Origin of the sequence: Nonomuraea sp. NPDC052634 (assembly GCF_040678535.1) — a bacterium.
Taxonomy (GTDB): Bacteria; Actinomycetota; Actinomycetes; order Streptosporangiales; family Streptosporangiaceae; genus Nonomuraea; species Nonomuraea fastidiosa.
The window spans coordinates 1-25,146 of the sequence record NZ_JBFATY010000002.1 but is presented as its reverse complement, the minus strand read 5'-3'; the positions used below and the strand labels follow the sequence as shown (position 1 = coordinate 25,146).

General features: G+C 68.3%; 23 protein-coding genes, 2 tRNA genes and 1 riboswitch. Of the genes, 14 read left to right on the top strand and 11 right to left on the bottom strand.

Going from position 1 to position 25,146, the window contains the following annotated elements:
- Window positions 1-12: 12 nt before the first annotated feature.
- Window positions 13-1,242, bottom strand: coding sequence for a GNAT family N-acetyltransferase (locus tag AB0K67_RS12785; protein WP_364057707.1), 1,230 nt, complete (start codon window positions 1,240-1,242; stop codon window positions 13-15).
- 119 nt (window positions 1,243-1,361) lie between these two features.
- Between AB0K67_RS12785 and AB0K67_RS12780 the strand changes: the two genes are divergently transcribed.
- A complete protein-coding gene (locus tag AB0K67_RS12780) occupies window positions 1,362-2,477 on the top strand; it encodes a PP2C family protein-serine/threonine phosphatase (protein ID WP_364057704.1) in 1,116 nt (371 codons plus the stop codon).
- Window positions 2,478-2,618: 141 nt separating this feature from the next.
- Here the strand turns inward: AB0K67_RS12780 and AB0K67_RS12775 are convergent, their stop codons facing one another.
- Window positions 2,619-3,215 (bottom strand): response regulator transcription factor, encoded by a 597-nt coding sequence (locus AB0K67_RS12775; protein WP_364057701.1) that lies wholly within the window; start codon window positions 3,213-3,215, stop codon window positions 2,619-2,621.
- 154 nt (window positions 3,216-3,369) lie between these two features.
- On the opposite strand from AB0K67_RS12775, the gene AB0K67_RS12770 reads away from it, so the two are divergent.
- Window positions 3,370-4,674 carry a site-2 protease family protein gene (locus AB0K67_RS12770; RefSeq protein WP_364057698.1) on the top strand — a complete coding sequence of 435 codons (1,305 nt, stop codon included), beginning with the start codon at window positions 3,370-3,372 and terminating at the stop codon, window positions 4,672-4,674.
- A gap of 86 nt (window positions 4,675-4,760) precedes the next feature.
- Here AB0K67_RS12770 and AB0K67_RS12765 read toward each other — a convergent pair whose 3' ends face one another.
- Window positions 4,761-5,360: a TetR/AcrR family transcriptional regulator gene (locus tag AB0K67_RS12765; RefSeq protein ID WP_364057695.1), complete on the bottom strand. Its 600-nt coding sequence runs from the start codon at window positions 5,358-5,360 to the stop codon at window positions 4,761-4,763.
- A 109-nt stretch (window positions 5,361-5,469) separates the two neighbouring features.
- Between AB0K67_RS12765 and AB0K67_RS12760 the strand changes: the two genes are divergently transcribed.
- Window positions 5,470-6,378, top strand: coding sequence for a TIGR03620 family F420-dependent LLM class oxidoreductase (locus tag AB0K67_RS12760; protein ID WP_364057692.1), 909 nt, complete (start codon window positions 5,470-5,472; stop codon window positions 6,376-6,378).
- A 154-nt stretch (window positions 6,379-6,532) separates the two neighbouring features.
- Here AB0K67_RS12760 and AB0K67_RS12755 read toward each other — a convergent pair whose 3' ends face one another.
- The 6 genes from AB0K67_RS12755 to AB0K67_RS12730 all read right to left on the bottom strand — a co-directional run bounded on the left by AB0K67_RS12755 (window position 6,533) and on the right by AB0K67_RS12730 (window position 11,996).
- Complete coding sequence (locus AB0K67_RS12755) at window positions 6,533-7,489, bottom strand: hypothetical protein (RefSeq protein WP_364057689.1); 957 nt, start codon at window positions 7,487-7,489, stop codon at window positions 6,533-6,535.
- Between the two features lie 5 nt (window positions 7,490-7,494).
- A riboswitch (cyclic di-AMP (ydaO/yuaA leader) is annotated at window positions 7,495-7,636 on the bottom strand.
- 70 nt (window positions 7,637-7,706) lie between these two features.
- Window positions 7,707-8,786 carry a galactose-1-phosphate uridylyltransferase gene (gene galT / locus AB0K67_RS12750; protein ID WP_364057686.1) on the bottom strand — a complete coding sequence of 360 codons (1,080 nt, stop codon included), beginning with the start codon at window positions 8,784-8,786 and terminating at the stop codon, window positions 7,707-7,709.
- Window positions 8,783-9,562, bottom strand: a complete 780-nt coding sequence (locus tag AB0K67_RS12745) for a DeoR/GlpR family DNA-binding transcription regulator (protein ID WP_364057683.1) — start codon at window positions 9,560-9,562, stop codon at window positions 8,783-8,785. Before AB0K67_RS12745 ends, galT begins: the two co-directional genes overlap by 4 nt.
- A 259-nt stretch (window positions 9,563-9,821) precedes the next feature.
- Window positions 9,822-11,132 carry a TrpB-like pyridoxal phosphate-dependent enzyme gene (locus AB0K67_RS12740; RefSeq protein ID WP_364057680.1) on the bottom strand — a complete coding sequence of 437 codons (1,311 nt, stop codon included), beginning with the start codon at window positions 11,130-11,132 and terminating at the stop codon, window positions 9,822-9,824.
- A 4-nt stretch (window positions 11,133-11,136) separates the two neighbouring features.
- Window positions 11,137-11,799, bottom strand: coding sequence for a uridine kinase (locus tag AB0K67_RS12735; protein WP_364057677.1), 663 nt, complete (start codon window positions 11,797-11,799; stop codon window positions 11,137-11,139).
- 123 nt (window positions 11,800-11,922) lie between these two features.
- A tRNA-Gly gene (locus AB0K67_RS12730) sits at window positions 11,923-11,996 on the bottom strand.
- Window positions 11,997-12,085: 89 nt separating this feature from the next.
- Between AB0K67_RS12730 and AB0K67_RS12725 the strand changes: the two genes are divergently transcribed.
- Window positions 12,086-12,162: transfer RNA gene (locus AB0K67_RS12725), tRNA-Pro, on the top strand.
- Window positions 12,163-12,805: 643 nt separating this feature from the next.
- On the opposite strand, the gene AB0K67_RS12720 is transcribed toward AB0K67_RS12725, so the two are convergent.
- The gene (locus tag AB0K67_RS12720) at window positions 12,806-13,264 is read right to left on the bottom strand and encodes a DUF4231 domain-containing protein (protein ID WP_364057675.1); all 459 of its coding nucleotides are present in this window, start codon (window positions 13,262-13,264) and stop codon (window positions 12,806-12,808) included.
- Window positions 13,265-13,480: 216 nt separating this feature from the next.
- On the opposite strand from AB0K67_RS12720, the gene AB0K67_RS12715 reads away from it, so the two are divergent.
- The 4 genes from AB0K67_RS12715 (at window position 13,481) to AB0K67_RS12700 (ending at window position 15,775) form a co-directional block, all read left to right on the top strand.
- Window positions 13,481-13,981, top strand: coding sequence for a hypothetical protein (locus AB0K67_RS12715; protein ID WP_364057672.1), 501 nt, complete (start codon window positions 13,481-13,483; stop codon window positions 13,979-13,981).
- Window positions 13,982-14,085: 104 nt separating this feature from the next.
- Window positions 14,086-14,490 carry a DoxX family protein gene (locus AB0K67_RS12710; protein ID WP_364057669.1) on the top strand — a complete coding sequence of 135 codons (405 nt, stop codon included), beginning with the start codon at window positions 14,086-14,088 and terminating at the stop codon, window positions 14,488-14,490.
- Window positions 14,491-14,507: 17 nt separating this feature from the next.
- The gene (locus AB0K67_RS12705; RefSeq protein WP_364057666.1) at window positions 14,508-15,263 is read left to right on the top strand and encodes a hypothetical protein; all 756 of its coding nucleotides are present in this window, start codon (window positions 14,508-14,510) and stop codon (window positions 15,261-15,263) included.
- Window positions 15,264-15,322: 59 nt separating this feature from the next.
- Entirely contained in the window at window positions 15,323-15,775 is a 453-nt protein-coding gene (locus AB0K67_RS12700) for a DinB family protein (RefSeq protein ID WP_364059530.1), read from the top strand.
- A gap of 19 nt (window positions 15,776-15,794) precedes the next feature.
- Here the strand turns inward: AB0K67_RS12700 and AB0K67_RS12695 are convergent, their stop codons facing one another.
- Window positions 15,795-16,271, bottom strand: a complete 477-nt coding sequence (locus AB0K67_RS12695) for an ATP-binding protein (protein WP_364057663.1) — start codon at window positions 16,269-16,271, stop codon at window positions 15,795-15,797.
- A 234-nt stretch (window positions 16,272-16,505) separates the two neighbouring features.
- Between AB0K67_RS12695 and AB0K67_RS12690 the strand changes: the two genes are divergently transcribed.
- From AB0K67_RS12690 to AB0K67_RS12665, 6 genes are all read left to right on the top strand, one after another.
- Complete coding sequence (locus tag AB0K67_RS12690) at window positions 16,506-17,372, top strand: helix-turn-helix transcriptional regulator (RefSeq protein ID WP_364057660.1); 867 nt, start codon at window positions 16,506-16,508, stop codon at window positions 17,370-17,372.
- Between the two features lie 179 nt (window positions 17,373-17,551).
- A complete protein-coding gene (tig, locus tag AB0K67_RS12685) occupies window positions 17,552-18,934 on the top strand; it encodes a trigger factor (protein ID WP_364057657.1) in 1,383 nt (460 codons plus the stop codon).
- A 371-nt stretch (window positions 18,935-19,305) separates the two neighbouring features.
- Window positions 19,306-19,938, top strand: coding sequence for an ATP-dependent Clp protease proteolytic subunit (locus AB0K67_RS12680; protein WP_364057654.1), 633 nt, complete (start codon window positions 19,306-19,308; stop codon window positions 19,936-19,938).
- A gap of 11 nt (window positions 19,939-19,949) precedes the next feature.
- Window positions 19,950-20,573, top strand: a complete 624-nt coding sequence (locus AB0K67_RS12675; protein WP_364057652.1) for an ATP-dependent Clp protease proteolytic subunit — start codon at window positions 19,950-19,952, stop codon at window positions 20,571-20,573.
- Window positions 20,574-20,757: 184 nt separating this feature from the next.
- Complete coding sequence (gene clpX, locus AB0K67_RS12670) at window positions 20,758-22,041, top strand: ATP-dependent Clp protease ATP-binding subunit ClpX (protein WP_138691280.1); 1,284 nt, start codon at window positions 20,758-20,760, stop codon at window positions 22,039-22,041.
- 94 nt (window positions 22,042-22,135) lie between these two features.
- Window positions 22,136-24,700, top strand: a complete 2,565-nt coding sequence (locus AB0K67_RS12665) for a valine--tRNA ligase (RefSeq protein ID WP_364057648.1) — start codon at window positions 22,136-22,138, stop codon at window positions 24,698-24,700.
- Window positions 24,701-25,146 lie beyond the last annotated feature (446 nt).

Sequence of the window (25,146 nt, the reverse complement as noted above, 5' to 3'; positions counted from 1 at the left end):
AGAAGACCGGCCCTAGAAGACCAGCCCCGTCCACGGCTTCGGGCTCCACGACATCGCCGTGGCGAGCCTGCGCACGGTGCCCGCGGTGTGCTCGCGCAGCAGGCCCGCGTGAAGCTGCTCGGTGAGCAGGCCGTCGCCGAGGTAGGCCGAGCCGAGCGAGGCCACCGGCAGCGTGACGTCCGGCTCGTCGTCCACCGGCTTGCACTCGGCGCCCGACAGGTCGGCGGTCAGCCGCCAGCGGCCCGCGTTCCACGGGCACACGTCGTCCTCGACCTCGATCACCGCGTCCACCGGCGCCGAGTACGACCGCGCCGACAGCGCGCGGTCCACCTCGACCAGGCGCACCCACAGCTCGTCGGACCAGCGGGCGCGGACCTGGCGGTGGTCGGCGAGCAGCGCGAGCAGCGGGTCGTCGGCCGGCCTGCCGTAGGTCTCGACGCGGGTGACCAGGTCGCGGTCGAGCACGCTGCGCCACAGCAGCGCGTAGGCGGCCGGGTCGGCCGCCTCGATCTCGCCCAGATACAGCGTGCCCGCGGGGAGGTCGTTGTCGTCCCACGACGCCTTGATGCGGAACAGCGCGTAGCCGCGGACACCCTGGTCGTCTTCTGCCAGGATCGAGCGCAGCGGGCCGTGGCCGTTCTGATCGGGCTCTTCGTCGGCGAAGATCTCGTCCCAGATCTCCCGGCTGCGCACGTAACGGCCCGGGCGCTGGGTGACGACGGAGGCGAACAGCTCCTCCAGCTCCGCACGCACCTCGGCGGGCTGCGCCACCCTGAGCCGCAGCGACGGGTCCTTGGGAGCGTTCGGCACGAACGCCGAGCGGTGGGTGTCGATGCGGAACGGCAGGTTGGTGGACGCCCTTCCGTACCCGTACCGGCCGTAGATGACCGACTCGGAGGCGTAGAGCGCGGCCACGGGCTCGCCGCGGTCCCGGATGTCGGTGAGCTGCCTGCGCATGAGCGAGGACAGCACGCCGCGGCGGCGGTGCGAGGGCAGCACGGCGACGGCCGTCACCCCCGCGACGGGCAGCTGCCCGCCTGGCACCGTCATCGTGAAGCTGAAGATGGAGGTGACGCCGGCCATCTGGTCGCCGTCGAAGGCGGCGAGAGTACGGTCGAACTCGGTTCGAGCCTTGTTCCGCTCAAGAAGAGCGGGATGCGGCGTCCAGCCGAACGCCTCCTGGAGCACCCGGTTGAACGCCGGCCACTCCGACTCGTCTATCGGACGGATCGGGTACGTCATTCATCCACGGTAGGAGCGGGCAAAGGGGTGGGGCCACCGAATTATCCCTGCTTAATGATCAAGGCGTTGGTCAAGTGGGCTGCCCAAACACGGGTCAGACCGATACAGTCAGGCCCATCATGAGTTCCCGTCCGGCGCCGCTGATCCCGCCACGGGTCCGCGCCGCCTTGGTGCGGGTGCCGTTCTTGGTGCATGTCGTTCGGTTTGTCCGGCGCGTGCTGATCGCCCGCGACCGTAACCTGCTCATCACGCTCACCGTGCTGGCGCTGGTGATCGGGTTCCTCGCGGCCGAGGTCTCCCACGAGTGGTTCTCGCCTTCGCTGCTCATCCTCGTCACGCTCGTCGGCGGGCTCCAGCTCCGGCTGCGCAGCCTGGTCAAGCTGCTGGTGGGCGTCGGTGCCGCGCTCGGCTACATCGCCGTCAATCTCGGCGTCGGCCGGATCGGGCTCGGGCTCGGCGTGACCATCCTGTTCACCTCCGTGCTCGCCGTGCTCATGGCGCGCACCCGGGGCAAGCTCGGCGTGCAGGGCCTGCGCGGCGACGCGATGCTGCTGGAGCTGCGCGACCGGCTGAAAAGCCAGGGCGAGCTGCCGCCGCTGCCCAAGGACTGGGGCGCCAAGGTCGTGCTCAAGCAGGCCGGCGGCTCGTCGTTCGGCGGCGACTTCCTCGTCTCGATGCGCGACGGCGACACCGTCGAGATCGCGCTGGTCGACGTCTCGGGCAAGGGCGTCGACGCCGGCACGCGGGCGCTGCTGCTGTCGGGCACGTTCGGCGGGCTGCTCGGCTCCGTCGACGACTTCCTGCCCGCCTGCAACGCCTACCTGCACAGGCAGCGAGCCGACGAGGGCTTCGTCACCGCCGTGCACCTGCGACTCGACCTCGCCACCGGCGACTACACGATCACCTCGGCCGGGCATCCACCGGTGGTGAAGTTCGACGCGGGCACCGGCAACTGGCAGGTCGCCTCCGCCAAGGGCGTCGTGCTCGGCGTCGTACCCGACCTGCACTGCGAGCCCGACAGCGGCACCCTGCGCAAGGGCGATGCGCTGCTGCTCTTCACCGACGGGCTCATCGAGCAGCCGGGCCGCGACATCGACGCCGGGCTCGACCGGCTGCTCGGCGAGGCGGAGCGGCTGCTGCCCTCCGGCTTCCGCGACGGCGCAAGAGCCCTGGTCAACGCCATGGTCTCCGGCCACAACGACGACTGCGCGCTGGTGCTCATCTGGCGCCCGTGACGTTTCACACGGGACGAGTCGTGACAGCGGTCACTGGCGACGCCCGCCGTCCGCTTGAGATCCTCTAGGGGGTCGGGCCCCCGGCGGAGCGGCGCGGCTCCACCGGGGCCCGTCACGACACTCTCCCGCGCGCCGGACCGCTCACAGCCAGCCGCAGTCGCTCGCGATGCGGACCGCGTCGAGCCGGTTGCGCGCGCCCGTCTTGCACATGATGCGCGACAGGTGATTGCGCACGGTGCCGACCGACAGGAAGAGCTGGTCGGCGATCTCCGTCGAACGCGCGCCGCCCGCCGCGATGCGCAGCACGTCGAGCTCACGCCTGGTCAGCGGGTTGTCGGCGCAGCGCAGCGCGGCCACCGCCAGCTCCGGCTCGATCGCCCGCCGGCCCGCGGCCACCTGGCGCACGCCCTCGGCCAGGCGCTCGGGGCGTACGCACAGGCTCATGAACCCCAGCGCGGGACCCGCCAGCGCCTCGCGCACCTGCGCCGGGTTGGGCGAGGCCGACAGGATCAGCACCCCGCACCGGGGCGCGTGCTCGGCGAGCAGGTCGCGCGCCGGCGGCCCGGGAAGGTCGAGATCGACGACGGCCACGTCGGGATCGGCGCTCTGCGCCGCCAGGACGACCTCGTCGGCGTGTCCGGTCTCGGCGACCACCCGCATGTCGGGCTCGGCCCCGAGCGTGGCGAGCAGACCACGGCGCACCAGCGGCAGGTGCTCGGCGATCAGTATGCGGATCAAGACGCCCCCCTCCATCGTCTCTTAGGGTGATCGTCTGATCGCAAACTGTCAATGCTTGTCAAAAGCGGTAAGCCGTAAGGCGTGGCGAGTTCGACTACTCTGGGGCTGTCGGACCTAATCGTCTGTCCCAATCGTCTGCCGGGAGCGCGCCTAGATGAACTGGCTTTACGCCGTGGGGATCATCCTGTTCCTCCTCGGTCTGATGGTCTCCATCGCGCTGCACGAGCTCGGCCACCTGGTCCCCGCCAAGCTCTTCGGCGTCAAGGTCACCCAATACATGGTGGGCTTCGGCGGCACGGCGTGGTCCCGGCGCAAGGGCGAGACCGAATACGGCATCAAGTGGATCCCGTTCGGCGGCTACATCCGGATGATCGGCATGTTGCCGCCGCGTCCCGGCGACGACCCCCGCAAGGTGCGCAGCACCGCCACAGGGCCGTTCCAGGGGCTGATCGAGTCCGCCCGCGACGCCGCGCAAGAAGAGGTGCGGCCCGGCGACGAAGACCGTGTCTTCTACCGCAAGAAGTGGTGGCAGAAGGTCATCATCATGTCGGGCGGCCCGGCGATGAACTTCGTACTCGCCTTCGTCTTCTTCAGCATCCTGCTGGTCGGCATCGGCCTGCCCACCTGGGCGCCGATCGTCTCGCCCGACACCAACACGTGCGTGATCCCCATCAGCGAGCAGCGTACGCAGTGCGCGCCCGGCGACAAGCCGACCCCCGCCGCGCAGGCCGGCATGAAGCCCGGCGACAAGCTCGTCACCTTCGACGGCAAGAAGATCGGCTCGTGGGAGGACGCCACCAAGCTCATCCGCTCCCACGGCCCCGGCCCGGCGAAGATCGGCATCATCCGCGACGGCAAGCCGATGACGCTCGACGTCACGCTCATCGCCCAGGACCGGCCCAACCTCGAAGACCCGTCGAAGATCGACAGGAACGTCGGCTTCCTCGGCGTGCTGCCCACCGAGGTGATGCAGAAGCAGAGCATCGGCCAGGTCATCGGCTACATGGGCGACCTGTCGGTCCGGGTCGCGGGCTCCCTGCTCAACCTGCCCAACAAGATGGTCGGCGTCTGGCACGCCGCCTTCTCCGGCGAGGAGCGCGACCCCGAGGGCCCGGTCGGCGTCGTGGGCGCGGGCCGCATGGGCGGCGAGATCCTCGCCTCCGACCTGTCCACCGAGAAGAAGATCGCCATCTTCGTCAACCTGCTGGCCGGCTTCAACCTGGCGATCGGCATGTTCAACCTGCTGCCGCTGCTGCCGCTCGACGGCGGCCACATCGCGGGCGGCCTGTGGGAGGGCATCAAGCGGGCGTACGCCAAGATCATGCGCCGGCCGGAGCCCGCGTACGTCGACATCGCCAAGGTGTTGCCGGTGACGTACGCGGTGGCCATCGTCATGATCATCATGGCCGGTCTCCTCGTGTACGCCGACCTCGTCAACCCGCTCACGCTGACCAACTGACCCGGCTGCCGCCGCTGCGCTGAGGCGGCGAGGGAGGGAGCACCGGCCGCCGATGGCGCGCGGGCTTTCCAGGCTTTCCGGTGGGATCAGCCGAACGGCCGCGGAACGCGGCCGTTGCACAGCAGCCCGTCCACGAGGACCGCCAGCATGTGCTCCACACCGGCCCGGTCGGCGGCCGACTGCTCGCCGGCCCAGGCGACACCGGCGGCCAGGTAAAGGACCTGCGAGGCGTCGATGTCATCCCGGACGGCGCCGCCGCGCTGGGCCGTCGCGACGAGTTCGTACGCAGCGGCGCGCATGGCATGGCAGGCCGAGTACAGCGGCGACGTTTCGTCGTGGAGCACGGTGGCGACGCTCGCTGCCAGCCCTCGATACGTCATGAGGTGGTTGACGAAGAGCTTCAACCAGGCCACGAGCGCCTCCCCTGGTGAGTGCTCAGCCTGAAGCCTGGCGGCCTCGGCGGCGAGGGCTTCGTAACGGTCGTCGAGTACGGCCGCCACCAGAGCCTCGCGGGTGGGGAAATGGCGGTAGAGCGTACCTGAACCAACGTTGGCGTCGCGGGCGATGTCATCGAGCGAGGTCTCCACGCCCGCGCGCGCAAACGCTGCCCTCGCCGCAGCGAGCAGCCTTTCCCGATTGCGCTGCGCGTCTGCCCGCATTGCACGCGATGCCCTCTTGTCGCCCATTGCTCCCTTCCGCTCGAACGATTGTAGCGGGGACTGTCTCCGGATACGGTCAGTCTTACCGGAGATAGTCCCCGGATGGCGGCCGTCGTGTGGCAAGGAGGCTACGGCAGTGATCGCAGAAGTGAAGGCGAAGCTGGGACGCGTGGGAGTGTGGCTTGGTGGACGCCGCTTTCATGACACCCCGGTCGAAAGCTGGCGCCACGCGGTGCGGCGCATTGAGCAACTCGGGTATGGCTCGCTATGGGGGCCTGAAGGAATCGGCGGCAAGGACGCCTTGGCCAACGCAGGCATTCAACTCGCCGCGAGCAGGCACTTGCTGATCGGTACCGGAATCGCCAACATCTGGGCGCGTCATCCCGCCACAATGCAGGGCGGCGCCGCGACGTTGGCCGAGGCCTACCCCGGACGGTTCGTCCTCGGAATAGGCGTCAGCCAACGGCTTCTGGTCGAAGCCGGCGGGCTGGACTACGGCCGTCCACTCAACGTCATGCGGGACTATCTCGACGAGATGGACCAGGCGATGACGCGCAACCCGCCGGCTGCGCCGTTCGTCCGGGTGTTGGCCGCCTTGCAGCCTCGCATGGTGCAACTGGCCCGCGACCGCACCGACGGCGTCCATTCGTATGCGGCCCCGGTCGAACACACCGCGCTCGTCCGCGAGGCCCTGGGGAGCGACAAGTTACTCATCCCCGAACAGGCGTTCGTCATCGAACCCGATCCTGAGCAAGCCCGTGCCATCGCGCGGCGGTACCGAGGCAAGACCAGCTCCGATTCGCCGTACGCGCGCAATTGGCTACGTCTCGGCTATGGCCACCAGGACATGGCCAACGGAGGAAGCGATCGGCTGGTCGACGCGCTGGTCGCGTGGGGCACCCCGGACGCCATCGCCGCGCGTGTTCAAGCGCAACTCGACGCCGGCGCCGACCACGTGCTTGTCCATCCCCTCGCAGATGACATGTCCACGGCCATCGAGCAACTCGAACACCTTGCGTCTGCATTGCCTCCTGGATGGGGGTGAGGCTGTCAGTTCAGGCGACCCAGGGCCCCATCGCGGACCCGGCACTCCGAACGCTCAACCGCATAGGGGCCGCCGGCGCAAACGCCGTCTCGATTCGTGGATGTACATCACCAGATGCGATATCCCCTGGTCATCCCCTGGTCATCCCCTGGTTTCAGTTCATCGAGATGTGCACGTGGTCGTAGTGGTTCTCGGTGATGCTGCCGCGGTCGGCCATGGCGCGCCAGCCGGTGCCGGAGTTGATGCGCTGCTTCCAGATCACATACTTCACGCCGAGCTTGTCCTTGTTCTGCAGCGCCCACTCGGCGATGCGGTCGCCGAGCGCGTTGTTGGCGGGCGTCGGCATGGTGCCGCCGGTGCTCATCATGAAGTCGCAGGCGCGGCCGAGCGGGTGCTCACCGCTGGAGCCCGCGCGGAAGCAGCCCACCGTGTACGGCAGCGAGAAGTTCTTTTCGATCTGGGCCTTCATCAGCCGCGTACGCGGGGTGATGTTGTCGGGGCCGCCGGGCAGCTCGGGCGCCCAGGTGCCGTTGGACCTGCGGCCCGTGGCGACCGGCACCAGGTCGCGCAGCTTCTTCTCGATGTCGCTGATGACGCCTTCGGCCTCGCGGCGCTGCTTCGCCACCTCGGCCGCGTCCTTCTTGATCTTGGCGGTCAGCGCGGCGGCCTCATCGCTGGCCTTCTTGCGCTCGTCGCGGGCCTTGGCGACGCTCGCCACCATGGCCTGCTGCTCGGCGGTGAGCTGTTCGAGCAGGGCCGCGGTGCCGGCGTCGCCCGGCATCATGAAGCCGGGCAGCGACGGGTCGATGTTCTGGTAGCGCAGGCGGGCGATCTCGGCGACCCGCTGCTCGGCGGCGGCCAGGGTCTGCTCGGCGGCGGCCAGCCTGGCCTGCGCGGCTCTGGCGGCCTCCTGTGCCTTGGCCAGCTCGACGCGCTTGAGGTTGTACTTCTCGATGAGCTTGTCGACCTTGCTGTTCAGCTGCTTGAGCTGAGCGCGGAGCTCGGACTCTTTCGGTTTCGGGGCGGCCGTCGCCGCGTGCGCCGGGAGGACGGCGATGGCGGCGGCGGCGATGAGACCGATGGCAAGTTTCGCGGGGGACGAAGCCGCCACGTATGAGTTCCTCTCCCTCTGCCGGCCGGGTTAGCTGACGGGTTCGGGCATGGGAGTCGCTCCCTACCGCCGTAGCGGATTCACCCCAAGGTGCGGTTGGGTCCCCGGCTCCCGGGCGACGCGCCCAGGATTAGGCGGGCATCAGCCGCGTTACGGCCGATGCATATGGGGATATTAGTGGTAGATCATGAGTCATGCGACCTTAAGTAGAAATCTATTAGTGATCGATCTGTGATCGGATCATGCGCGCCGCTTCCTCGGGCCGCACGTCGTTCACGAACGCCCCCATCGCCGACTCCGAGCCTGCCAGGTACTTGAGCTTGTTGGGCGCCCGCCGGATGGAGAACAGCTCCAGGTGCAGGTATGCCAGATCGCGCCCCGTACGCACCGGCGCCTGATGCCAGGCCGAGATGTACGGCATGACGACCCCGAACAGCCCGTCGAACGCCCGCAGCACCGAGGTGTAGAGCGGCGCGAACGCGGCGCGCTCGGCGTCCGTCAGCGCCGCCAGGTCCGGCACCTGCCGGTGCGGATAGATGTGCACCTCGAACGGCCAGCGCGCGGCGGCCGGCACGAAGGCCGTCCACAGCTCGTTCGAGGCGACCACCCGCGTGCCCTCGGCCCGCTCGGCGGCCAGCACGTCGGCGAACAGGTTCCCCGGCCCCTTGTAGCGCTCGGCGGCTCCGAGCTGCAGCTTCGTCCTGGGCGTGACGTACGGGTACGCGTAGATCTGGCCGTGCGGGTGCGCGATGGTGATGCCGATCTCCGCGCCCCGGTTCTCGAAGCAGAAGACCTGCTCGACGCCCTCGATGCCGGACAGCTCCGCCGTACGGTCGGCCCACGCCTCCATGACCAGCACCACCTGCTCGTCGGAGAGCGCGGAGAAGGAGGAGTCGTGGTCGGAGGTGAAGCACACGACCTCGCACCGCCCCACACCCGGACGGACCTCGCTCAGCCCGCCCACGGCCTCATAAGTCCCGAAATTTCCGGAGAAGGAGGGGAAGCGGTTCTCGAACACGACCACGTCGTAGTCGTACGAGGGGATCTCCGTCGCGCGCTCGTCCGACGACGGGCACAGCGGGCACTCGGCCGTGCCGCCGGTCGGCAGGAACGTCCGCGTCTGCCGGTGCCCCGCGATCGCGATCCACTCCTCGGTGAGCGGGTCGTAGCGCAGCTCCGAGGCCGGCGGCCGGGGGTCGAGCCGGCGGCGGTCGATCGCGCTCCTGTCGGCGTCGTCGCGCCGGTCGTAGTAGATCAGCTCCCGGCCGTCGGCGAGATGGGTGATGGTGCGCTTCACGACGAGCCCTCCGCGATGATCAGTTCGCCGGCCCGTTCAGCCAGCTCCGTACGTGCTTCCTCCGGCAGGCCCGCGTCGCTGACGACCACGTCGGCCTCGTCCAGCTCGGCGATCGTGCTGATGCCCACCGTGTTCCACTTCGTGTGGTCGGCCGGGACGACCAGCCGGCTCGCCGCCGCCACCAGCTCCCTGTCGGTCTCCGACTCCAGCAGGTTGGGCGTGGTGAACCCGGCCCGCACGCTCATGCCGTGCACGCCGAGGAAGAGCGTGTCGACGTGCAGGCGGCGGATCGCGGCCACCGCGACCGGCCCCACCAGCGCGTCGGACGGCGTGCGCACGCCACCCGTCAGCACGACCGTGCGGTCGGCGCGCGGGTTGCGGTGGAAGACCTCGGCGACCGGGATCGAGTTGGTGATCACGGTCAGCTCGGGCACGCCGATCAGGTGGTGCGCCAGCGCCCACGTGGTGGTGCCCGCCGACAGCGCCACGGCCGTGCCGGGGCGTACGAGCATGGCCGCACGCTTGGCGATGGCCTCCTTCTCCTGCTGCTGCCTGGCCGACTTGGCGGTGAAGCCGGGCTCCTCGGTCGAGCCGGGGCCCAGTGCGGTGGCTCCGCCGTGCACCTTCTCCAGCAGGCCGCGCTCGGCCAGCACCTCGAGGTCGCGCCGGATGGTCATGTCGGAGACGCCGAGTTCGCGTACGAGGTCGGCCACTCGCACGCCGCCGAGCCTGCGGACGCGTTCGAGTATCGCCTGCTGACGCTGCTGTGCGAGCACACCTGCTCCTTCCAACACATTCCACCAAATTATGACATGGACATGTTGGGGAATGTTAGTTCGTGCGGAGCGCTTGCGCTGGTCACCGTGTGGGGAGACGTTGAGTCAGAAGCAGTGCCGATCACCGGGAGGCGACCTATGGCAAGGCGCGCACGCAAGGCCAGGGCACGCAAGAAGAAGAAGGCGAACCACGGAAAGCGCCCCACCGCGCGATGACGAACGGCAGGGTGGCCGCCGCCGATCGCGGTCACCCGCCCGCCTAACCAGGCAGTTCCGTGAGCGCCTGGTCGATGCGCTCCTGCGGCAGCATGTAGTCCTCCAGCTCGTCCGCCAGATACCGGTCAAAGGCGGCCAGATCGAAGTGCCCGTGACCGCACAGCGCGGTCAGGATCACCTTCTCCTCGCCGCTCTCCTTGCACCGCAGCGCCTCCGCGATGGTCTCCGCCAGCGCGTGCGTGGGCTCGGGCGCGGGCAGGATGCCCTCGGTCCTCGCGAACCGTACGCCCGCCGCGAAACACTCCCGCTGCGACCGGGTCACCGCCGTGAACAGGCCCAGCTCGTACATGTGCGACAGCAGCGGCGACATGCCGTGATAGCGCAGGCCGCCCGCGTGAATCGGGTCGGGCACGAACGAGTGGCCCAGCGTGTGCATCTTCAGCAGCGGCGTGAACCCGGCCGCGTCGCCGTAGTCGTAGGCGTACACGCCGCGCGTGAACGACGGGCAGGCCGCCGGCTCGACCGCCCTGAACTCCGTCTCCAGCCGCCCCGCCAGCTTCTCCCGCAGGAACGGGAAGGCCAGGCCGGCGAAGTTCGAGCCGCCGCCGGTGCACCCGATCACCAGGTCGGGCATCTCGGGAAGCTGCGCGAGCGCCTCCTCGCCGATGACCGTCTGGTGCATCAGCACGTGGTTGAGCACGGAGCCGAGCGCATACCTGGCATCGTGGTTCGCGGCGGCCACCTCCACCGCCTCGCTGATCGCGATGCCCAGGCTGCCCGGCGAGCCGGGGTCGTCGGCCAGCACCTTGCCGCCCGCCTTGGTGACGGGGGAGGGGCTTGCGTGCACGGTCGCGCCGTACACCTGCATGAGAGAGCGCCGGTACGGCTTCTGGTCGTAGGAGGCGCGCACCATCCAGATCCGGCACTCCACGTCGAACTGCGAGCAGGCGAACGCCAGCGCCGAGCCCCACTGTCCCGCGCCCGTCTCCGTGGTGAGCAGCCGCACGCCCTCGCGCGCGTTGTAGTACGCCTGCGGCACCGCCGTGTTCGGCTTGTGCGAGCCCGCGGGCGAGACGCCCTCGTACTTGTAGTAGATCCTGGCCGGCGTGCCCAGCGCCTTCTCCAGCCGCCGGGCCCGCATCAGCGGCGTCGGCCGCCACAGCCGGTAGACGTCGAGGACCTCCTGCGGGATCGGCACGAACCGCTCGCCGCTCACCTCCTGCGCGATCAGCTCCGCAGGGAACAGCGGCGCGAGATCGTCGGGGCCCACGGGCTGCCGCGTGCCGGGATGCAGCGGCGGCGGAGGCGGCTCCGGCAGGTCCGGAACGATGTTGTACCAGTTGTTGGGGATCATCGCCTCAGTGTGCGCCGCCGCGTGCCCGCGTTCCAGTACCGCCCGGCATCAGCACCGCGAGCCGCGCCGGATGGTCCGACCGCACCACCACGTCCGCGCTGTGCTGCGGGGCGGCCTCGCGCTCGTACCGCTCGTACGCGGGCAGCCGCCACCGCTCCTCCTCCTGCGTGCCGCGTTCGAGCGCGCCCGGCGACAGCCACAGGTGCACGCTCACCTCGAACGCCAGCCCCCGCCCCAGCAGCAGCGTCCCGTCGACCAGCACCACCCCGCCGGGCGGCAGCTCCTCGTACGGCAGCCGGTACGCCCGGTCGATCGCGCTGTTCCACAGCGCCGGCAGCACCCGCCCCGAACCGCCCGGCTCCAGCGGGTCCAGCACCTCCCGGCGCAGGGCCTTCACATCCAGCCAGTCGTCGTAGAAGGCGTCGGGGTCGGTCCTGCCGAACTCCAGCCGCAACGACGCGGGCCGCAGGAAGTCGCCCGCCGACACCCGTAGCACCGGCCGCCCGCGCAGCCGCACCGGCGCGACCAGCTCGTCGGCCAGCGCCGCTGGCCGTGCCGCGGGCGCGCCGTCCACCGCCACCCGGACGTACGAGCCGGGCGGGCGGTCACAGATCAGCTCGGCCAGCTCCTCGACGAGAGCCTCACGGGAGATCGGTCGCGCACGCACCCCACCCAGCCTACGAGCGTGGCGCATCGGGACGGAAAGGACGGCATCCGGTGTTCGCCCGGCGCGGAAGACGCGGAAGGCCAGGCTCCCCGGTGTGGGGGTTGACCTGGCCTTTCCGTCTCTTGGAGCGGACGACGGGAATCGAACCCGCGTAGCTAGTTTGGAAGACTAGGGCTCTACCATTGAGCTACGTCCGCGCGAACCGGTCGAACTCTGGTCTAGACTTCATCCGGTCGTCAGAGCGTAAGCGTACCGGAGTCCTGGGGCGCTTGCGCAACCGGCGAGACGGGGCGTGGCGCAGCTTGGCAGCGCGCTTGCTTTGGGAGCAAGAAGTCGCAGGTTCAAATCCTGTCGCCCCGACCAGCGCAAAAGGCCCTTCCCGAGCCGGGAGGGGTCTTTCGCCTAATTGGTGAGTGATTGAGCCTCGACGGCGCGAACATGTGGTCCATCGCCACAGCGCCGGGCCTGGGGTACCGGCCAAGCCTGCTTCCGGCGGACGGCTTCGTCACTGCGGTGCCGCTGTGGCCGACTCGCCGCCGAGATCTCCCCAGGTGGCACGCTGTTGTCCGAGATCATTTACACGAAGCTTCGGGGCAATCCCCGCAGCGCCACGGGGTGGTTCGAAAGGCCTTGTACGCTGGCGAGCCTTCTCCCCACAGGCGTCGCTCAGAGTTGGCGATGTTCCGCTCCGTTCGATCACTAGGCCAGGGCCCGCTCAGCCGCGCGGCTTGGGCAGGGCCTGGTGATCTGCGCGGTGTGGGTATTGGGAGAGCAGGTCACCGCGACTTCCGGCGCCGACGAGCTAGGGACTGTCTCGCCCAGGCCGGGTTGACACAGTGGTCGAAGCACCGCCTACCTGGTTCACAAGCGATAACGGAGTAGACCCACAGATGCGCCAGGTGGTACGCCATGAAGGCCGGAGTAGCCGAATAGGGCCGATGAGTTCGAAGGATGCCTTGAGGTTGCGCTCCGATCTGGGGTGACCGTCGCGCAGTACAGTTGCTGCTCATTGCAGCGCTTGGTGGGAGGACGGGCTGGCTAGAGTCATGGTGCTCAGGGTGGACGCGTTCTCGGAGGCGATAGCGTTCTCCACCCGCTCCACGAGCGTCTTGAACGCCGAATCGTCATTGAGACCCTCATAGACCCCTGTACGGGTCTTGTAATGGAACAGCTCGTGGCCGAGTGCTTGCTCGGTGGATCGATAGTTCTTCCACTGCTCCCTGTAGTGGTACACGCTCTCCAGTGAGACCAGCGTCACGACCATCAGGCTGATCAGCGTGGTGGCGATGTCGATGAAGGGAAGGTCGATGTTCACGAGCACAGGGACGACTGCTCCTCCGACCACAGCCAAGGTACTGAGCCGGAGGTGAAGGGCTTTGGCCTTGATCGCCTTGCGGTCGTACCAACCCCTGTACTGTTCTAGGCGCTGTTCGATGTACTCGGTCGGTCCGAGCGTCGTGCCCATCTGAGGCGGTTCCGCTGACGAGGAGGACGGGTCTCCTGGCATGCTCTAACCTCCCGCACGCTTCGGATCGGAGTGGCACGCACCCTTATGTGCAGCCCCAAGCTGAGGACTGGCGCGGGTGATCTTATTGGTCGGCGATGTCGCTTTGCCAGCTGAGTGACTGACTGTGTAACGGTCCAGGCGTACAGGTGTGGACATGCGTGACCGGGTCGGGCCATGCTCGCAGGGCGAAATGCGAACTGGGCCGACGAGCACTACGACCACATCGACAGGCTGCGCCTGGCCGGTCTCGGCGTTCCCGTGCACGTACCCGGGGGAGCGCGCCTCCAGGGTCTCGACGTCGTCGGGCACGCCACGGGCGAGGAGTTCGACGCGGCGGGTTTCCACGTCAGGACGGTGGGCGGGCGGCACGCGATCGTCTACGGCGACAGCCCCGACTGCCCCAACCTCGGCTACGTCGTCGACGACCGCCTCTACCACCCCGGCGACTCCCTCGACTCGCCCGAGCCGTCGCGCCCGAGCGGGCGTTCGGCATCCACGACGGCCAGATCAACGAGCGCGGCCTGGAAGCCGTCAACCATCGGCTCGCCACCGAGACCGGCGGTGTCTGCTCGTGGCTGCCCCCTGGTGGCGTCGCCCCGTGAGCATGCCCGCCCTGAGCATGCCCGTCCTGAACATGCCCGTCCTGAACATGCCGGGCCTGCATGCCGGGCCTGAGCAGAAGGGTGCATTTACCTGCACTTCATCGGGTAGCCAGCGCGATTCCCCCCGCGCGTCCGCGTCCTTAGCGTCGGACGTACCGAATCAAGGGGAGGCAGATCATGGCGATAGCACCGCAAAGCCGCACCACCGGCAGGGTCGCGCACGTCGCTCTGTGGGTTCTGCAGGTCGTGCTGGCCGGGTTCTTCGTGATGAGCGCACTGGGGAAGTTCACCGGGGCCGAGCCGGCCAAGTCCACGTTCGAGGCGATCGGGTGGGGTGACTGGTTCCGCCATCTGACCGGCGTCCTGGAGGCGGCGGGGGCGGTGGGGCTCGTGGTGCCGCCGCTGGCCGGGCTGGCCGGGCTGGCGTTGGTGGCGCTGACCGCGTGCGCGGCGCTGACGGAGTGGCTGGTGCTCGGGGGACCCGGCGTGCTGCCGCTCTCCGTGCTCGTGCTCTGCGCGGTGATCGCATGGGGCCGCAGGGACTCGACGAAGCGCCTGTGGTCGCTGGTCTCGAGGCGCTGAGGGGCATCATGGCGGCCATGGACCTCTTCGACGGCGATCCCATGGCCGAGCCGCTGACCTACCCGGGCCGGATCCCCGAGGGCTCCGGGGTGCTGGACGGAGACGCGTACGTGCCGCTGCGGCCCCACGGCCGGCCGGAGACGTGGCGGGCAGGGGAGGGGACGCTCAGCGGGCTGCTGGCGGCGCGGGGGTGCGCGCCGCTGCACGCCCGCCACCGCGTGATCGCCGTCGGGTCCAACGCCGCGCCCAGCCAGGTGCGCAGGAAGTTCCTGAATCACGGGGTACGCCCGGTCGTCCCCATGACGGTCGCCGACGTGCCGGGCATCGCTCCGGGCGTCTCCGCACATGTCAGCAAATGGGGGTATGTGCCCGCCGCGCCGGTGCCGGCCCCGGGGGAGACCGCCAGGCTGTTCGTGCTCTGGCTCGACGAGCAGCAGCTCGCCGCGCTCGACCGCACCGAGCCCAATTACGTACGCCGCCCGCTCGCGCACTCCGTCACCCTGGAGGGCGGCACCCGCCTGCCGCCTCCGTTCGTCTACGAGGGCAGGCACGGCTGCCTGAGGGACTCGGACGGCGACGGCCGCCCGCGCCGCCTGACCGCCCAGCGCACGCTGATCGGGTCGCTGCTCGACGGCTCCGCCGCCCTGCGCCGCCTGTGCGGCGACACGCCCGAGAAGTTCGTGGCGAACGTCAGGCACGACGCCGTACGCGCGGCCGCCTACAAGATCCTCCAAAGCCACTTTCGCGCCGAACAAGATGACATATCGGAATAAGGTCGGTCGGCGTGATCGACACCCGAACCGTTCCGCCCCTGACCGGCGACGAGCGGACCATGCTGACCAACTGGCTCGAATGGCACCGCGCCACTCTCGCCGTCAAGTGCGCCGGCCTCACCGACGAGCAGTTGCGCCTGCGCTCGGCGGAGCCCTCGGCGATGTCCCTGCTCGGCCTGGTCAGGCACATGGCCCACGTCGAACGCGTATGGTTTCGCGTCGTGCTCGACGGCGAGGCCCTGCCCAAGCTCTGGGACAAGGACCGCGACAACGACGCCGACTTCAAGGAGGTGGACACCGCCTCGGTGAAGGAGGCGTTCGACGTGTGGCAGGAGGAGATCGAGCGCGCCCGCGCCATCTCGGCCGCCAAGCCGCTCGACGCGGTGGGAGACCGTAAAGGGCGCGAGTGCACCCACCGCTACATCCTGGTGCACATGATCGAGGAGTACGCCCGCCACAACGGTCACGCGGACCTGCTGCGCGAACGGATCGACGGCGTCACCGGCGAGTGAGCCCGCCTTCGAGACCCGCTCAGGCGTCGGCGCGGAACAGCGCCCAGACCGCCTTGCCGCCGCGCGCCAGCGGGTCCCAGCCCCAGCACTGGCTGTAGGTCTCGACGATGTAGAGCCCGCGCCCGTTCTCGGAGATGAAGTCGGGCTCCTTGGGCGTCGGCACCTCGTCGCTCGGGTCGGCCACGGCCAGCAGCACGTGCGGCGCGACCCGCATGAGCAGCAGCTCGATCCCGTGCCGGCCGCCTGCGTACATCGCGTACCTGACCGCGTTCGTGACCAGCTCAGAGACCACCAGGGCGGCGTCGTCGCTCAGCTCGTGCAGGCCCCAGCGGCGCAGCGTGTTGCGGGTGACGTCCCGCGCGGTCTTGACCGAGTCGGCCTGAAAGGGCAGCGGGCACGAGGTGGTGTAGGGCTTGCCACCCGTGAACAGGTGGTCGAAGCCCACCTCACGGGTGATCTGCAGGCAGTCGGCAGTGGCCAGAGGGTCCTCCACCATGCTGCCGATACCTCCCCGTAAAGCCTTGGTCAGTGCATGTATGGCCCAATATGCACTAAGCCATCATGGGTCACGAACGCGGCAGCTGCAAGACCCAAATGCACGTGCAGGTGCAATGTGCAACCGCAAGCGGCGTTTCGGGGTCATAGGTATCCGAATCGGACACCACGCTGAGACCTTGTCATACCTGGCGGTGTGGTGTCACTGTGTGTGCGGACCTTGATAGGAGGCAAAGTGACGCAGAACCAGCCGGGTTCCGGGCCGACGGCGCTGCGCATCCTCCTGGGCTCCCAGCTGCGCAAGCTCAGGGAAGCGAAGAACGTCACTCGCGAGGAGGCCGGCCACATCATCCGCGGGTCGGAATCCAAGATCAGCCGGATGGAACTCGGCCGAGTGGGGTTCAAAGAACGTGACGTGGCGGACCTGCTGACCCTGTACGGGGTGGTGGATGAGGAGGCTCGCGCCGCGGTGCTCGACCTGGTCGCCACCGCCAACGAACCGGGCTGGTGGCACCGGTTCAACGACGTCCTGCCCACGTGGTTCCAGGCGTACGTCGGCCTCGAGGAGGCCGCGACCAGGATCAGGACCTATGAAGTCCAGTTCGTGCCGGGACTGTTGCAGACCAAGGAGTACGCAAGGGCTGTGGTGACCGCCGGGGCGGCGGGCATCGGGGCGGAGGAGATCGCCAGGAGGGTGGACCTCCGTCTGGAGCGCCAGCGGATTTTCGACAAGCCCGACGGACCCGTCTTCTGGGCGGTGATCGACGAGGCCGCGCTGCGGCGGCCGATCGGCGGCGTCGAGGTGATGAGGGCGCAGATCGAGCACCTCATCGACCTCATGCGCCAGCCGAACATCACCATCCAGATCATGCCGTTCAGCTACGGCGGGCACAGCGCGGAAGGGGGCGCGTTCAGCATCCTGCGCTTCGCCGACACCGACCTGCCGGACGTCGTTTACGTCGAGCAGCTGGCGAGCGCGCTCTACCTGGACAAGCGTGAGGATGTGGACCGATACACCGAGGTGATGGAGCGGTTGTGCGCCGTCAGCACCACCCCGGATGAGACGATCGAGCTGCTGAGGACGATCGCGGACGAGTTCTGATCGCGTTTTCTCAAAGCGGTGGCGTCGTGGTTGGGTATGCATCTGCCCTAGACTGGCCATCGGCGTTGGATGCCGCCGTGGCGGAGCATGCCCAACACCGCTCATGTGGGCGCGGCGCGTGAGCCGTACCGAATGGACGCGCCCGCGATCACTCGTAGCTTGATCAAGGAGACCATTCCGTGAAGACCGCTGTCGAGGAGCTCAGCCCGACCCGGGTCAAGCTCACTGTCGAGGTGCCGTTCGACGAGCTGCGCCCGAGCATGGATGCGGCGTACAAGAAGGTCGCGCAGCAGGTGCGCGTCCCCGGGTTCCGGCCTGGCAAGGTTCCGGCCCGCATCATCGAGCAGCGCTTCGGCCGGGCGGTAGTGCTGGAGGAGACCCTCAACGACGCGGTGCCCAAGCTGTACGGCCAGGCCGTCGACGAGGTCGACGTGTTCCCGGTCAGCCAGCCGGACATCGAAGTCACCAAGATCGACGACGGTGAGCAGATCGAGTTCACCGCCGAGGTCGACATCCGGCCCAACTTCGAGGTCCCCGACTACCAGGGCATCGAGGTCACGGTCGACTCCGCCGAGGTCTCCGACGAAGACGTCGACGCCCAGCTCGACGCGCTGCGCCAGCGGTTCGCCACGCTCACCGGCGTCGACCGCCCCGCGGCCAACGGCGACTTCGTCGTGATGGACCTGCGCGCCGAGATCGACGGCGTCAACATCGAGGAGCAGCAGGCCAACGAGGTCTCCTACGAGGTCGGCGCCGGCTCCGTGCTGCAGGGCCTCGACGACGCGCTCCAGGGCATGTCCGCCGGCGAGGAGAAGAGCTTCAAGACCGAGCTGGTCGGCGGCAAGAACGCCGGCGAGGAAGCCGACGTCATCATCAACGTCAAGTCGGTCAAGGAGAAGGTCCTCCCCGAGCTCGACGACGAGTTCGCCCAGCTCGCCAGCGAGTTCGACACGCTCGACGAGCTCAAGGCCAGCATCCGCGAGCAGGCCCGCCGCAACAAGCTGATCGACCAGGTCGTGCAGGCTCGCGAGAAGGCGCTCGACGCGCTGCTCGAGAAGATCGACATTCCGATCCCCGAGAGCGCGCTCAAGGCCGAGATCGACGCCCGCAAGCACAACCTCGACCACCAGATCGCCGAGAGCGGCCTCAGCCGCGAGGCCTTCTTCCGCCTCTACCAGACGACGGAGGAGGAGCGCTTCGCCGAGTTCGAGAAGAACTCCGCGCGCGCCATCAAGGTCGGCTTCGTGCTCGACAAGATCGTCAAGGCCGAGGAGCTGGGCGTCTCCGAGCAGGAGCTGACCAACTTCGTCGTGCGCCGCGCCATGGAGATGGGCGTCCAGCCCAACGACCTGGCCAAGCACCTCGCCGACAACGACCAGCTCACGCTGGCCATGGTCGAGATCGTGCGCGACAAGGCCAAGTCCGTCCTGGGCGACGCCGCCAAGGTCGTCGACACCGACGGCAACGAGGTCGACCTCAAGGCCATCTACACCGAGATCAACGGTGAAGAGGTCGTTCAGGAGGAGAGCGAGTCCTCCGAGGAGGCCAAGCCCGAGGCCTGACGCCTCACCCGGCTTCGGAAAGCCCCCGGGGACGGTCCCGGGGGCTTTCCCATGCCCGGTCGGCCGTGACCGGCGCTGAGAGAGCCCAGCACGCATCGTGGGCGCGCGGGGCGTACGAGAGCCGACTCGGGCACGTGACGCTCTCAGAAGCCGTCTCAGCGCTCCCAGCGCCCCGCCCGCGTCCCCGACCCTGCGTTCCGCAGGGGCTTATACCTCGTACGGTCACGAAAGCCGCACGCGAGGACAGCCGCCGCGCCGCCCGAACCTGCGCCGTCAGCGAACAGCGCCAGGGACCGGGCATGAGCTGTAGGCGGCGCGCGTTAAGGTCACAAGCAAAGCCAATCGATTACGACGCATCGGAAGGTGACGCTGTGACCAGCCCGCCGACCTTCTATCAGCCTGAGTCTCGAGGCCGTGAGAACGGCTCCGCCTTCCGGCTTGAGGACCAGCTCTACCAGCGCCTGCTCCGGGAGCGCATCATCGTGCTCGGGCAGGAGGTCAACGACGAGATCGCCAACCGCATCTGCGCCGAGCTGCTGCTGCTCGCGGCCGACGACCCCGAGCGCGACATCACGCTCTACATCAACTCGCCCGGCGGCTCCGTCAGTGCCGGCATGGCCATCTACGACATGATGGAATACGTGCCTAACGACGTGTCCACCGTGGTCATGGGCATGGCGGCATCGATGGGGCAGTTCCTGCTCACGGCCGGGGCCAAGGGCAAGCGTTACGCTCTGCCGCACGCCCGGGTGATGATGCACCAGCCTTCCGGCGGCATCGGCGGTACCGCCGCCGACATCGCCATCCAGGCCGAGCAGATGCTTTATGTGAAGAAGACGCTGGCCGAGCGGATCGCCTACCACACCGGGCAGCCGCTGGAGCAGATCGAGGCCGACTCCGACCGCGATCGCTGGTTCACGGCCGAGGAGGCCAAGGACTACGGCTTCATCGACCACGTGGTGCGCAGTGCGCGTCAGGTGCCCTCCGCGGGCCCGGTTTCCTAGGGGGAGCTGACATGAACATCCAGAGCCGTTACGTTCTCCCCTCCTTCGTCGAGCGCACGTCGTACGGCGTGAAGGAGATGAACCCCTACAACAAGCTCTTCGAGGACCGCATCATCTTCCTCGGAGTGCAGATCGACGACGCGTCGGCCAACGACGTGATGGCCCAGCTGCTGACGCTGGAGTCGCTCGACCCCGACCGTGACATCAGCATCTACATCAACTCGCCCGGCGGCTCCTTCACCGCCATGACGGCGATCTACGACACGATGCAGTTCGTCCGGCCGGAGATTCAGACCGTCTGCCTCGGCCAGGCCGCCTCCGCCGCGGCCGTGCTGCTGGCCGGCGGCACCCCGGGCAAGCGGTTCGCGCTGCCCAACGCCCGGGTGCTGATCCACCAGCCGTCCACCGAGGGCGGTGGCCAGGGAAGCGACATCGAGATCCAGGCCCGCGAGATCCTGCGCATGCGCACGCTGCTCGAGGACATCATCGCGAACCACACGGGCAAGACCTCCGCCCAGATCCGCAAGGACATCGAACGCGACAAAATTCTCAACGCGGTCGAGGCAAAGGCGTATGGTCTGATCGATGACATCATCCCGTCCAGGAAGAAGCGAGCTCAGGCCGTCGCTTCCTAGACGAGACGTGACGCACCGGGGCGCTGCCCGATAGGGCACGTTCCGGTGCGACTCGCCGCTAGGGGGCTCACTGAGGGCCCAGAAGACGGTAACGTCGAAACCTGAGCGGTTCGGCCTAGTCCGGAGGATGTCCGGAGACACTGCTCTCGTGAGCAGGGCGGTCCCACGCAAAGGAGTATCTGGGGTGGCACGCATCGGCGACGGGGGAGACCTGCTGAAGTGCTCTTTCTGCGGAAAGAGCCAGAAGCAAGTCAAGAAGCTCATTGCCGGTCCAGGCGTCTACATCTGCGATGAGTGCATCGATCTCTGCAACGAGATCATCGAGGAGGAGCTGAGCGAGTCCTCCGAACTCAAGTGGGACAACCTGCCCAAGCCGAGGGAGATCTACGAGTTCCTCGACGCCTACGTCATCGGTCAGGACAAGGCGAAGAAGGCTCTCTCGGTAGCGGTGTACAACCACTACAAGCGGGTGCAGTCGGGCGACCGGGGCAGAGACGACGGTCTCGAGCTGGCCAAGAGCAACATCCTGCTGCTCGGGCCCACGGGCTCGGGCAAGACGCTGCTGGCGCAGACGCTGGCGAAGATGCTCAACGTGCCCTTCGCCATCGCCGACGCCACCGCGCTCACCGAGGCGGGATACGTCGGCGAGGACGTCGAGAACATCCTCCTCAAGCTCATCCAGGCCGCCGACTACGACGTCAAGAAGGCCGAGACCGGCATCATCTACATCGACGAGGTCGACAAGATCGCCCGTAAGAGCGAGAACCCGTCGATAACGCGCGACGTCTCCGGCGAGGGCGTGCAGCAGGCGCTGCTGAAGATCCTGGAGGGCACCACCGCCTCGGTTCCTCCGCAGGGTGGCCGCAAGCACCCGCACCAGGAGTTCATCCAGATCGACACCACCAACGTGCTGTTCATCTGCGGTGGTGCGTTCGCCGGCCTGGAAAAGATCATCGAGTCGCGCATCGGCAAGAAGGGCATCGGCTTCAACGCGATCATCCGGTCGAAGGAAGAAGTCGACACCGCCGACATCTTCGCCGACGTGATGCCGGAGGACCTGCTGAAGTTCGGCATGATCCCCGAGTTCGTCGGCCGGCTCCCGGTCATCACCTCGGTGCACAACCTCGACCGCGAGGCCCTCATCCAGATCCTCACCGAGCCCCGCAACGCGCTGGTCAAGCAGTACCGCAAGCTGCTCGAGCTCGACGGCGTGGAGCTGGAGTTCACCGACGGCGCCCTCGAGGCCATCGCCGACCAGGCGATCCTGCGCGGCACCGGCGCCCGCGGCCTGCGCGCCATCCTGGAGGAGGTGCTCCAGTCCGTCATGTACGAGGTGCCCTCCAGGCAAGACGTCGCCAGGGTCGTCATCACCCGAGAGTCGGTGCTCGAACACGCGATCCCGACCCTCGTACCGCGCGACCAGCTCGCCGCCAAGCAGCAGCGCACCCCGCGCGAGAAGTCGGCCTGAGCGCCGCCTCCGGCAGCGCAGCCGACACCGCCGGCGCCCCGTGGTCATAAACCATGGGGCGTTCCGCTTTTCCGTCTCCCTAGAATTGGATGCTGTGACAACGCCAGAGCTGCCCACCCAATACACACCGGCCGACGTCGAGACCCGCAGCTACGAGCGCTGGGTATCCGAAGGCTACTTCCGCGCCGACCCGGGCAGCTCGCGCGAGCCGTACACCATCGTCCTGCCGCCGCCCAACGTGACGGGCGTGCTGCACATCGGCCACGCACTCGACCACTCCATCCAGGACGCGCTGACGCGCCGTGCCCGCATGCGCGGCTACGAGACGCTCTGGCTGCCCGGCATGGACCACGCGGGCATCGCGACGCAGAACGTGGTCGAGCGTGAGCTGGCCAAGGAGGGCAAGTCCCGCCACGACCTGGGGCGCGAGGCGTTCGTCAAGCGCGTCTGGGAGTGGAAGGAGGAGTCCGGCGGCCGCATCCTCGGCCAGATGCGCAAGCTCGGCGACGGCGTGGACTGGTCGCGCGAGCGGTTCACCATGGACACCGGGCTGTCGCGGGCCGTACAGACGATCTTCAAGAAGCTCTTCGACGACGGGCTGATCTACCGCGCCGAGCGCATCATCAACTGGTGCCCGCGCTGCCTGACCGCACTCTCCGACATCGAGGTCGAGCACAGCGAGGACGAAGGCGAGCTCGTCTCCATCCGCTACTCCGACGAGATCGTGGTGGCCACCACCCGCGCCGAGACCATGCTCGGCGACACCGCCGTGGCCGTCCACCCGTCGGACGAGCGGTACGCGCACCTGATCGGCACCATGGTCGAGGTGCCGCTGACCGGCCGCATGATCCCGGTGGTCGCCGACGAGCACGTCGACCCCGAGTTCGGCACCGGCGCGGTCAAGGTGACGCCCGCCCACGACCCCAACGACTTCGAGATCGGCCGCCGCCACGACCTGCCGTCGATCGCCATCATGGACGAGCGCGGCGTGATCACCGCGCACGGGCCCTTCGAGGGGCTCGACCGGTTCGAGGCGCGTCCCGCGGTGGTGGCCGCGCTGCGCGCCGAAGGCAAGATCGTCGACGAGAAGCGGCCCTACCTCCATTCCGTCGGCCACTGCTCGCGCTGCAAGACGGTGGTCGAGCCGCGGCTGTCGCTGCAGTGGTTCGTCAACGTCGCGCCGCTGGCCAAGGCCGCCGGCGACGCCGTGCGCGACGGGCGTACCCGCATCCACCCGCCGGAGATGGCCAAGCGTTACTTCGACTGGGTCGACGACATGCACGACTGGTGCATCTCGCGCCAGCTCTGGTGGGGCCACCGCATCCCGGTCTGGTACGGCCCCAACGGTGAGGTCGTCTGCGTCGGCCCCGACGAGGAGCCGCCCGCCGGCTACGTCCAGGACCCCGACGTCCTCGACACCTGGTTCTCCTCGGGCCTGTGGCCGTTCTCCACGCTCGGCTGGCCCGACCGCACGCCCGACCTGGAGCGCTTCTACCCGACCTCGGTGCTGGTGACGGGCTACGACATCCTGTTCTTCTGGGTCGCCAGGATGATGATGTTCGGCCTGTACGCCATGGACGGCGAGCCGCCGTTCCGTGTCGTCGCGCTGCACGGCATGGTCCGCGACCAGTACGGCAAGAAGATGTCGAAGTCCTTCGGCAACGTGGTCGACCCGCTCGACTGGGTCGAGCGCTTCGGCGCCGACGCCACCCGCTTCACGCTGCTGCGCGGCGCCAACCCCGGCGCCGACGTCGCGGTGAGCGAGGAGTGGGCGGCAGGCTCGCGCAACTTCTGCAACAAGATCTGGAACGCCACCAGGTTCGCCCTGATGAACGGCGCCGCCGTGGGCTCGCTGGAGGGCGCCGAGCTGACGGCGGCCGACCGGTGGATCCTGTCGCGGCTGCAGTCCGTCATCACCCAGGCCGACGCGGCGTTCGAGGAGTTCGAGTTCGCCAAGGCGTCCGACCTGCTCTACCACTTCGCCTGGGACGAGGTGTGCGACTGGTACCTCGAGCTGGCCAAGATCCAGCTCGCCGAGGGCCTTGAGCACACCCGGCTGGTGCTCGGCCACGTGCTCGACGCGCTGCTGCGGTTGCTGCATCCGCTGGTGCCGTTCGTGACCGAGGAGCTGTGGCGGGCCGTCACCGGCGGCGAGTCGATCGTGATCGCCCCGTGGCCCACGGCCGACCCGCGCTACACCGACCCGGCCGCCGAGGCGGAGATCGAGGCGTTGCAGGAGCTGGTGACCGAGGTCCGCCGGTTCCGCTCCGATCAGGGGCTCAAGCCCGGCCAGAAGGTGGCCGCGCGGCTCGGCCTGTCCGGCACGCCGCTGACCGGCCAGGAGAGCGCCATACGCGCGCTGCTGCGCCTGACGGAGCCTGGGGAGTCGTTCAGCACCACCGCGCGCCTGACGGTGAGCGGTGTGACCGTTGAGCTCGACACCGCCGGCGCCATCGACGTCGCGGCCGAGCGCAAGCGCCTGGAGAAGGATCTCGCCGCCGCCCGCAAGGAGGCCGCGCAGGTGGCCGCCAAGCTGGGCAACGAGCAGTTCATGGCCAAGGCGCCGCAGGAAGTGGTGGCCAAGGTCAAGGCACGTGCCGAGCAGGCGTCCGCGGACATCGAGCGCCTTGAGGCACAGCTCGCCGCTCTGGGCGTTTAGACCGTACGGTCGCCGGGAAGGTCCATCTGTTACCGGAGATGGACCTTCCCGGTCCCAGAGGCTGGTAAAGTTTTGAACCGCAGGGCCGCCCGGCCCTGACATCCCAGTGAACGAACCCCGATCTTCGGGTTGCGTCCGCCGTGCGGTTGGACAAGAGCCGAATGTTGGAGTAAGTTTGAAGGGTTGCCTCGGAGAGAGGCGAGTCCGGAAGATCCCGGAACGGGCGGTTTGACAAGATTCGTCCGGATCGGGTAATCTGGAGTAAACGAAGTGTGCGCCTCGCGCACCAGGGTCTCCCAAGGATTCTGGTGCGGATGTACGCGTCCGTTTCTTGAGAACTCAACAGTGTGTTAAAAGCCAGTGCATGATGCATTACCCCGTCATGTTTCCATGACGTGGATTCCTTTTAGTTGGCATCAATGTTGTTGATGCCGGCTGGGATTGTT

Bases quoted from the DNA above. Each gene is read 5' to 3' on its own strand.
- AB0K67_RS12695 (WP_364057663.1), bottom strand. From the start codon at position 16,271: ATGGTGGAGGACCCTCTGGCCACTGCCGACTGCCTGCAGATCACCCGT.
- AB0K67_RS12700 (WP_364059530.1), top strand. From the start codon at position 15,323: ATGCTGACCAACTGGCTCGAATGGCACCGCGCCACTCTCGCCGTCAAG.
- AB0K67_RS12765 (WP_364057695.1), bottom strand. From the start codon at position 5,360: ATGGGCGACAAGAGGGCATCGCGTGCAATGCGGGCAGACGCGCAGCGC.
- AB0K67_RS12770 (WP_364057698.1), top strand. From the start codon at position 3,370: ATGAACTGGCTTTACGCCGTGGGGATCATCCTGTTCCTCCTCGGTCTG.
- AB0K67_RS12710 (WP_364057669.1), top strand. From the start codon at position 14,086: ATGGCGATAGCACCGCAAAGCCGCACCACCGGCAGGGTCGCGCACGTC.
- AB0K67_RS12780 (WP_364057704.1), top strand. From the start codon at position 1,362: ATGAGTTCCCGTCCGGCGCCGCTGATCCCGCCACGGGTCCGCGCCGCC.
- AB0K67_RS12715 (WP_364057672.1), top strand. From the start codon at position 13,481: ATGCTCGCAGGGCGAAATGCGAACTGGGCCGACGAGCACTACGACCAC.
- AB0K67_RS12720 (WP_364057675.1), bottom strand. From the start codon at position 13,264: ATGGGCACGACGCTCGGACCGACCGAGTACATCGAACAGCGCCTAGAA.
- AB0K67_RS12705 (WP_364057666.1), top strand. From the start codon at position 14,508: ATGGACCTCTTCGACGGCGATCCCATGGCCGAGCCGCTGACCTACCCG.
- AB0K67_RS12740 (WP_364057680.1), bottom strand. From the start codon at position 11,132: ATGATCCCCAACAACTGGTACAACATCGTTCCGGACCTGCCGGAGCCG.
- AB0K67_RS12675 (WP_364057652.1), top strand. From the start codon at position 19,950: ATGAACATCCAGAGCCGTTACGTTCTCCCCTCCTTCGTCGAGCGCACG.
- AB0K67_RS12785 (WP_364057707.1), bottom strand. From the start codon at position 1,242: ATGACGTACCCGATCCGTCCGATAGACGAGTCGGAGTGGCCGGCGTTC.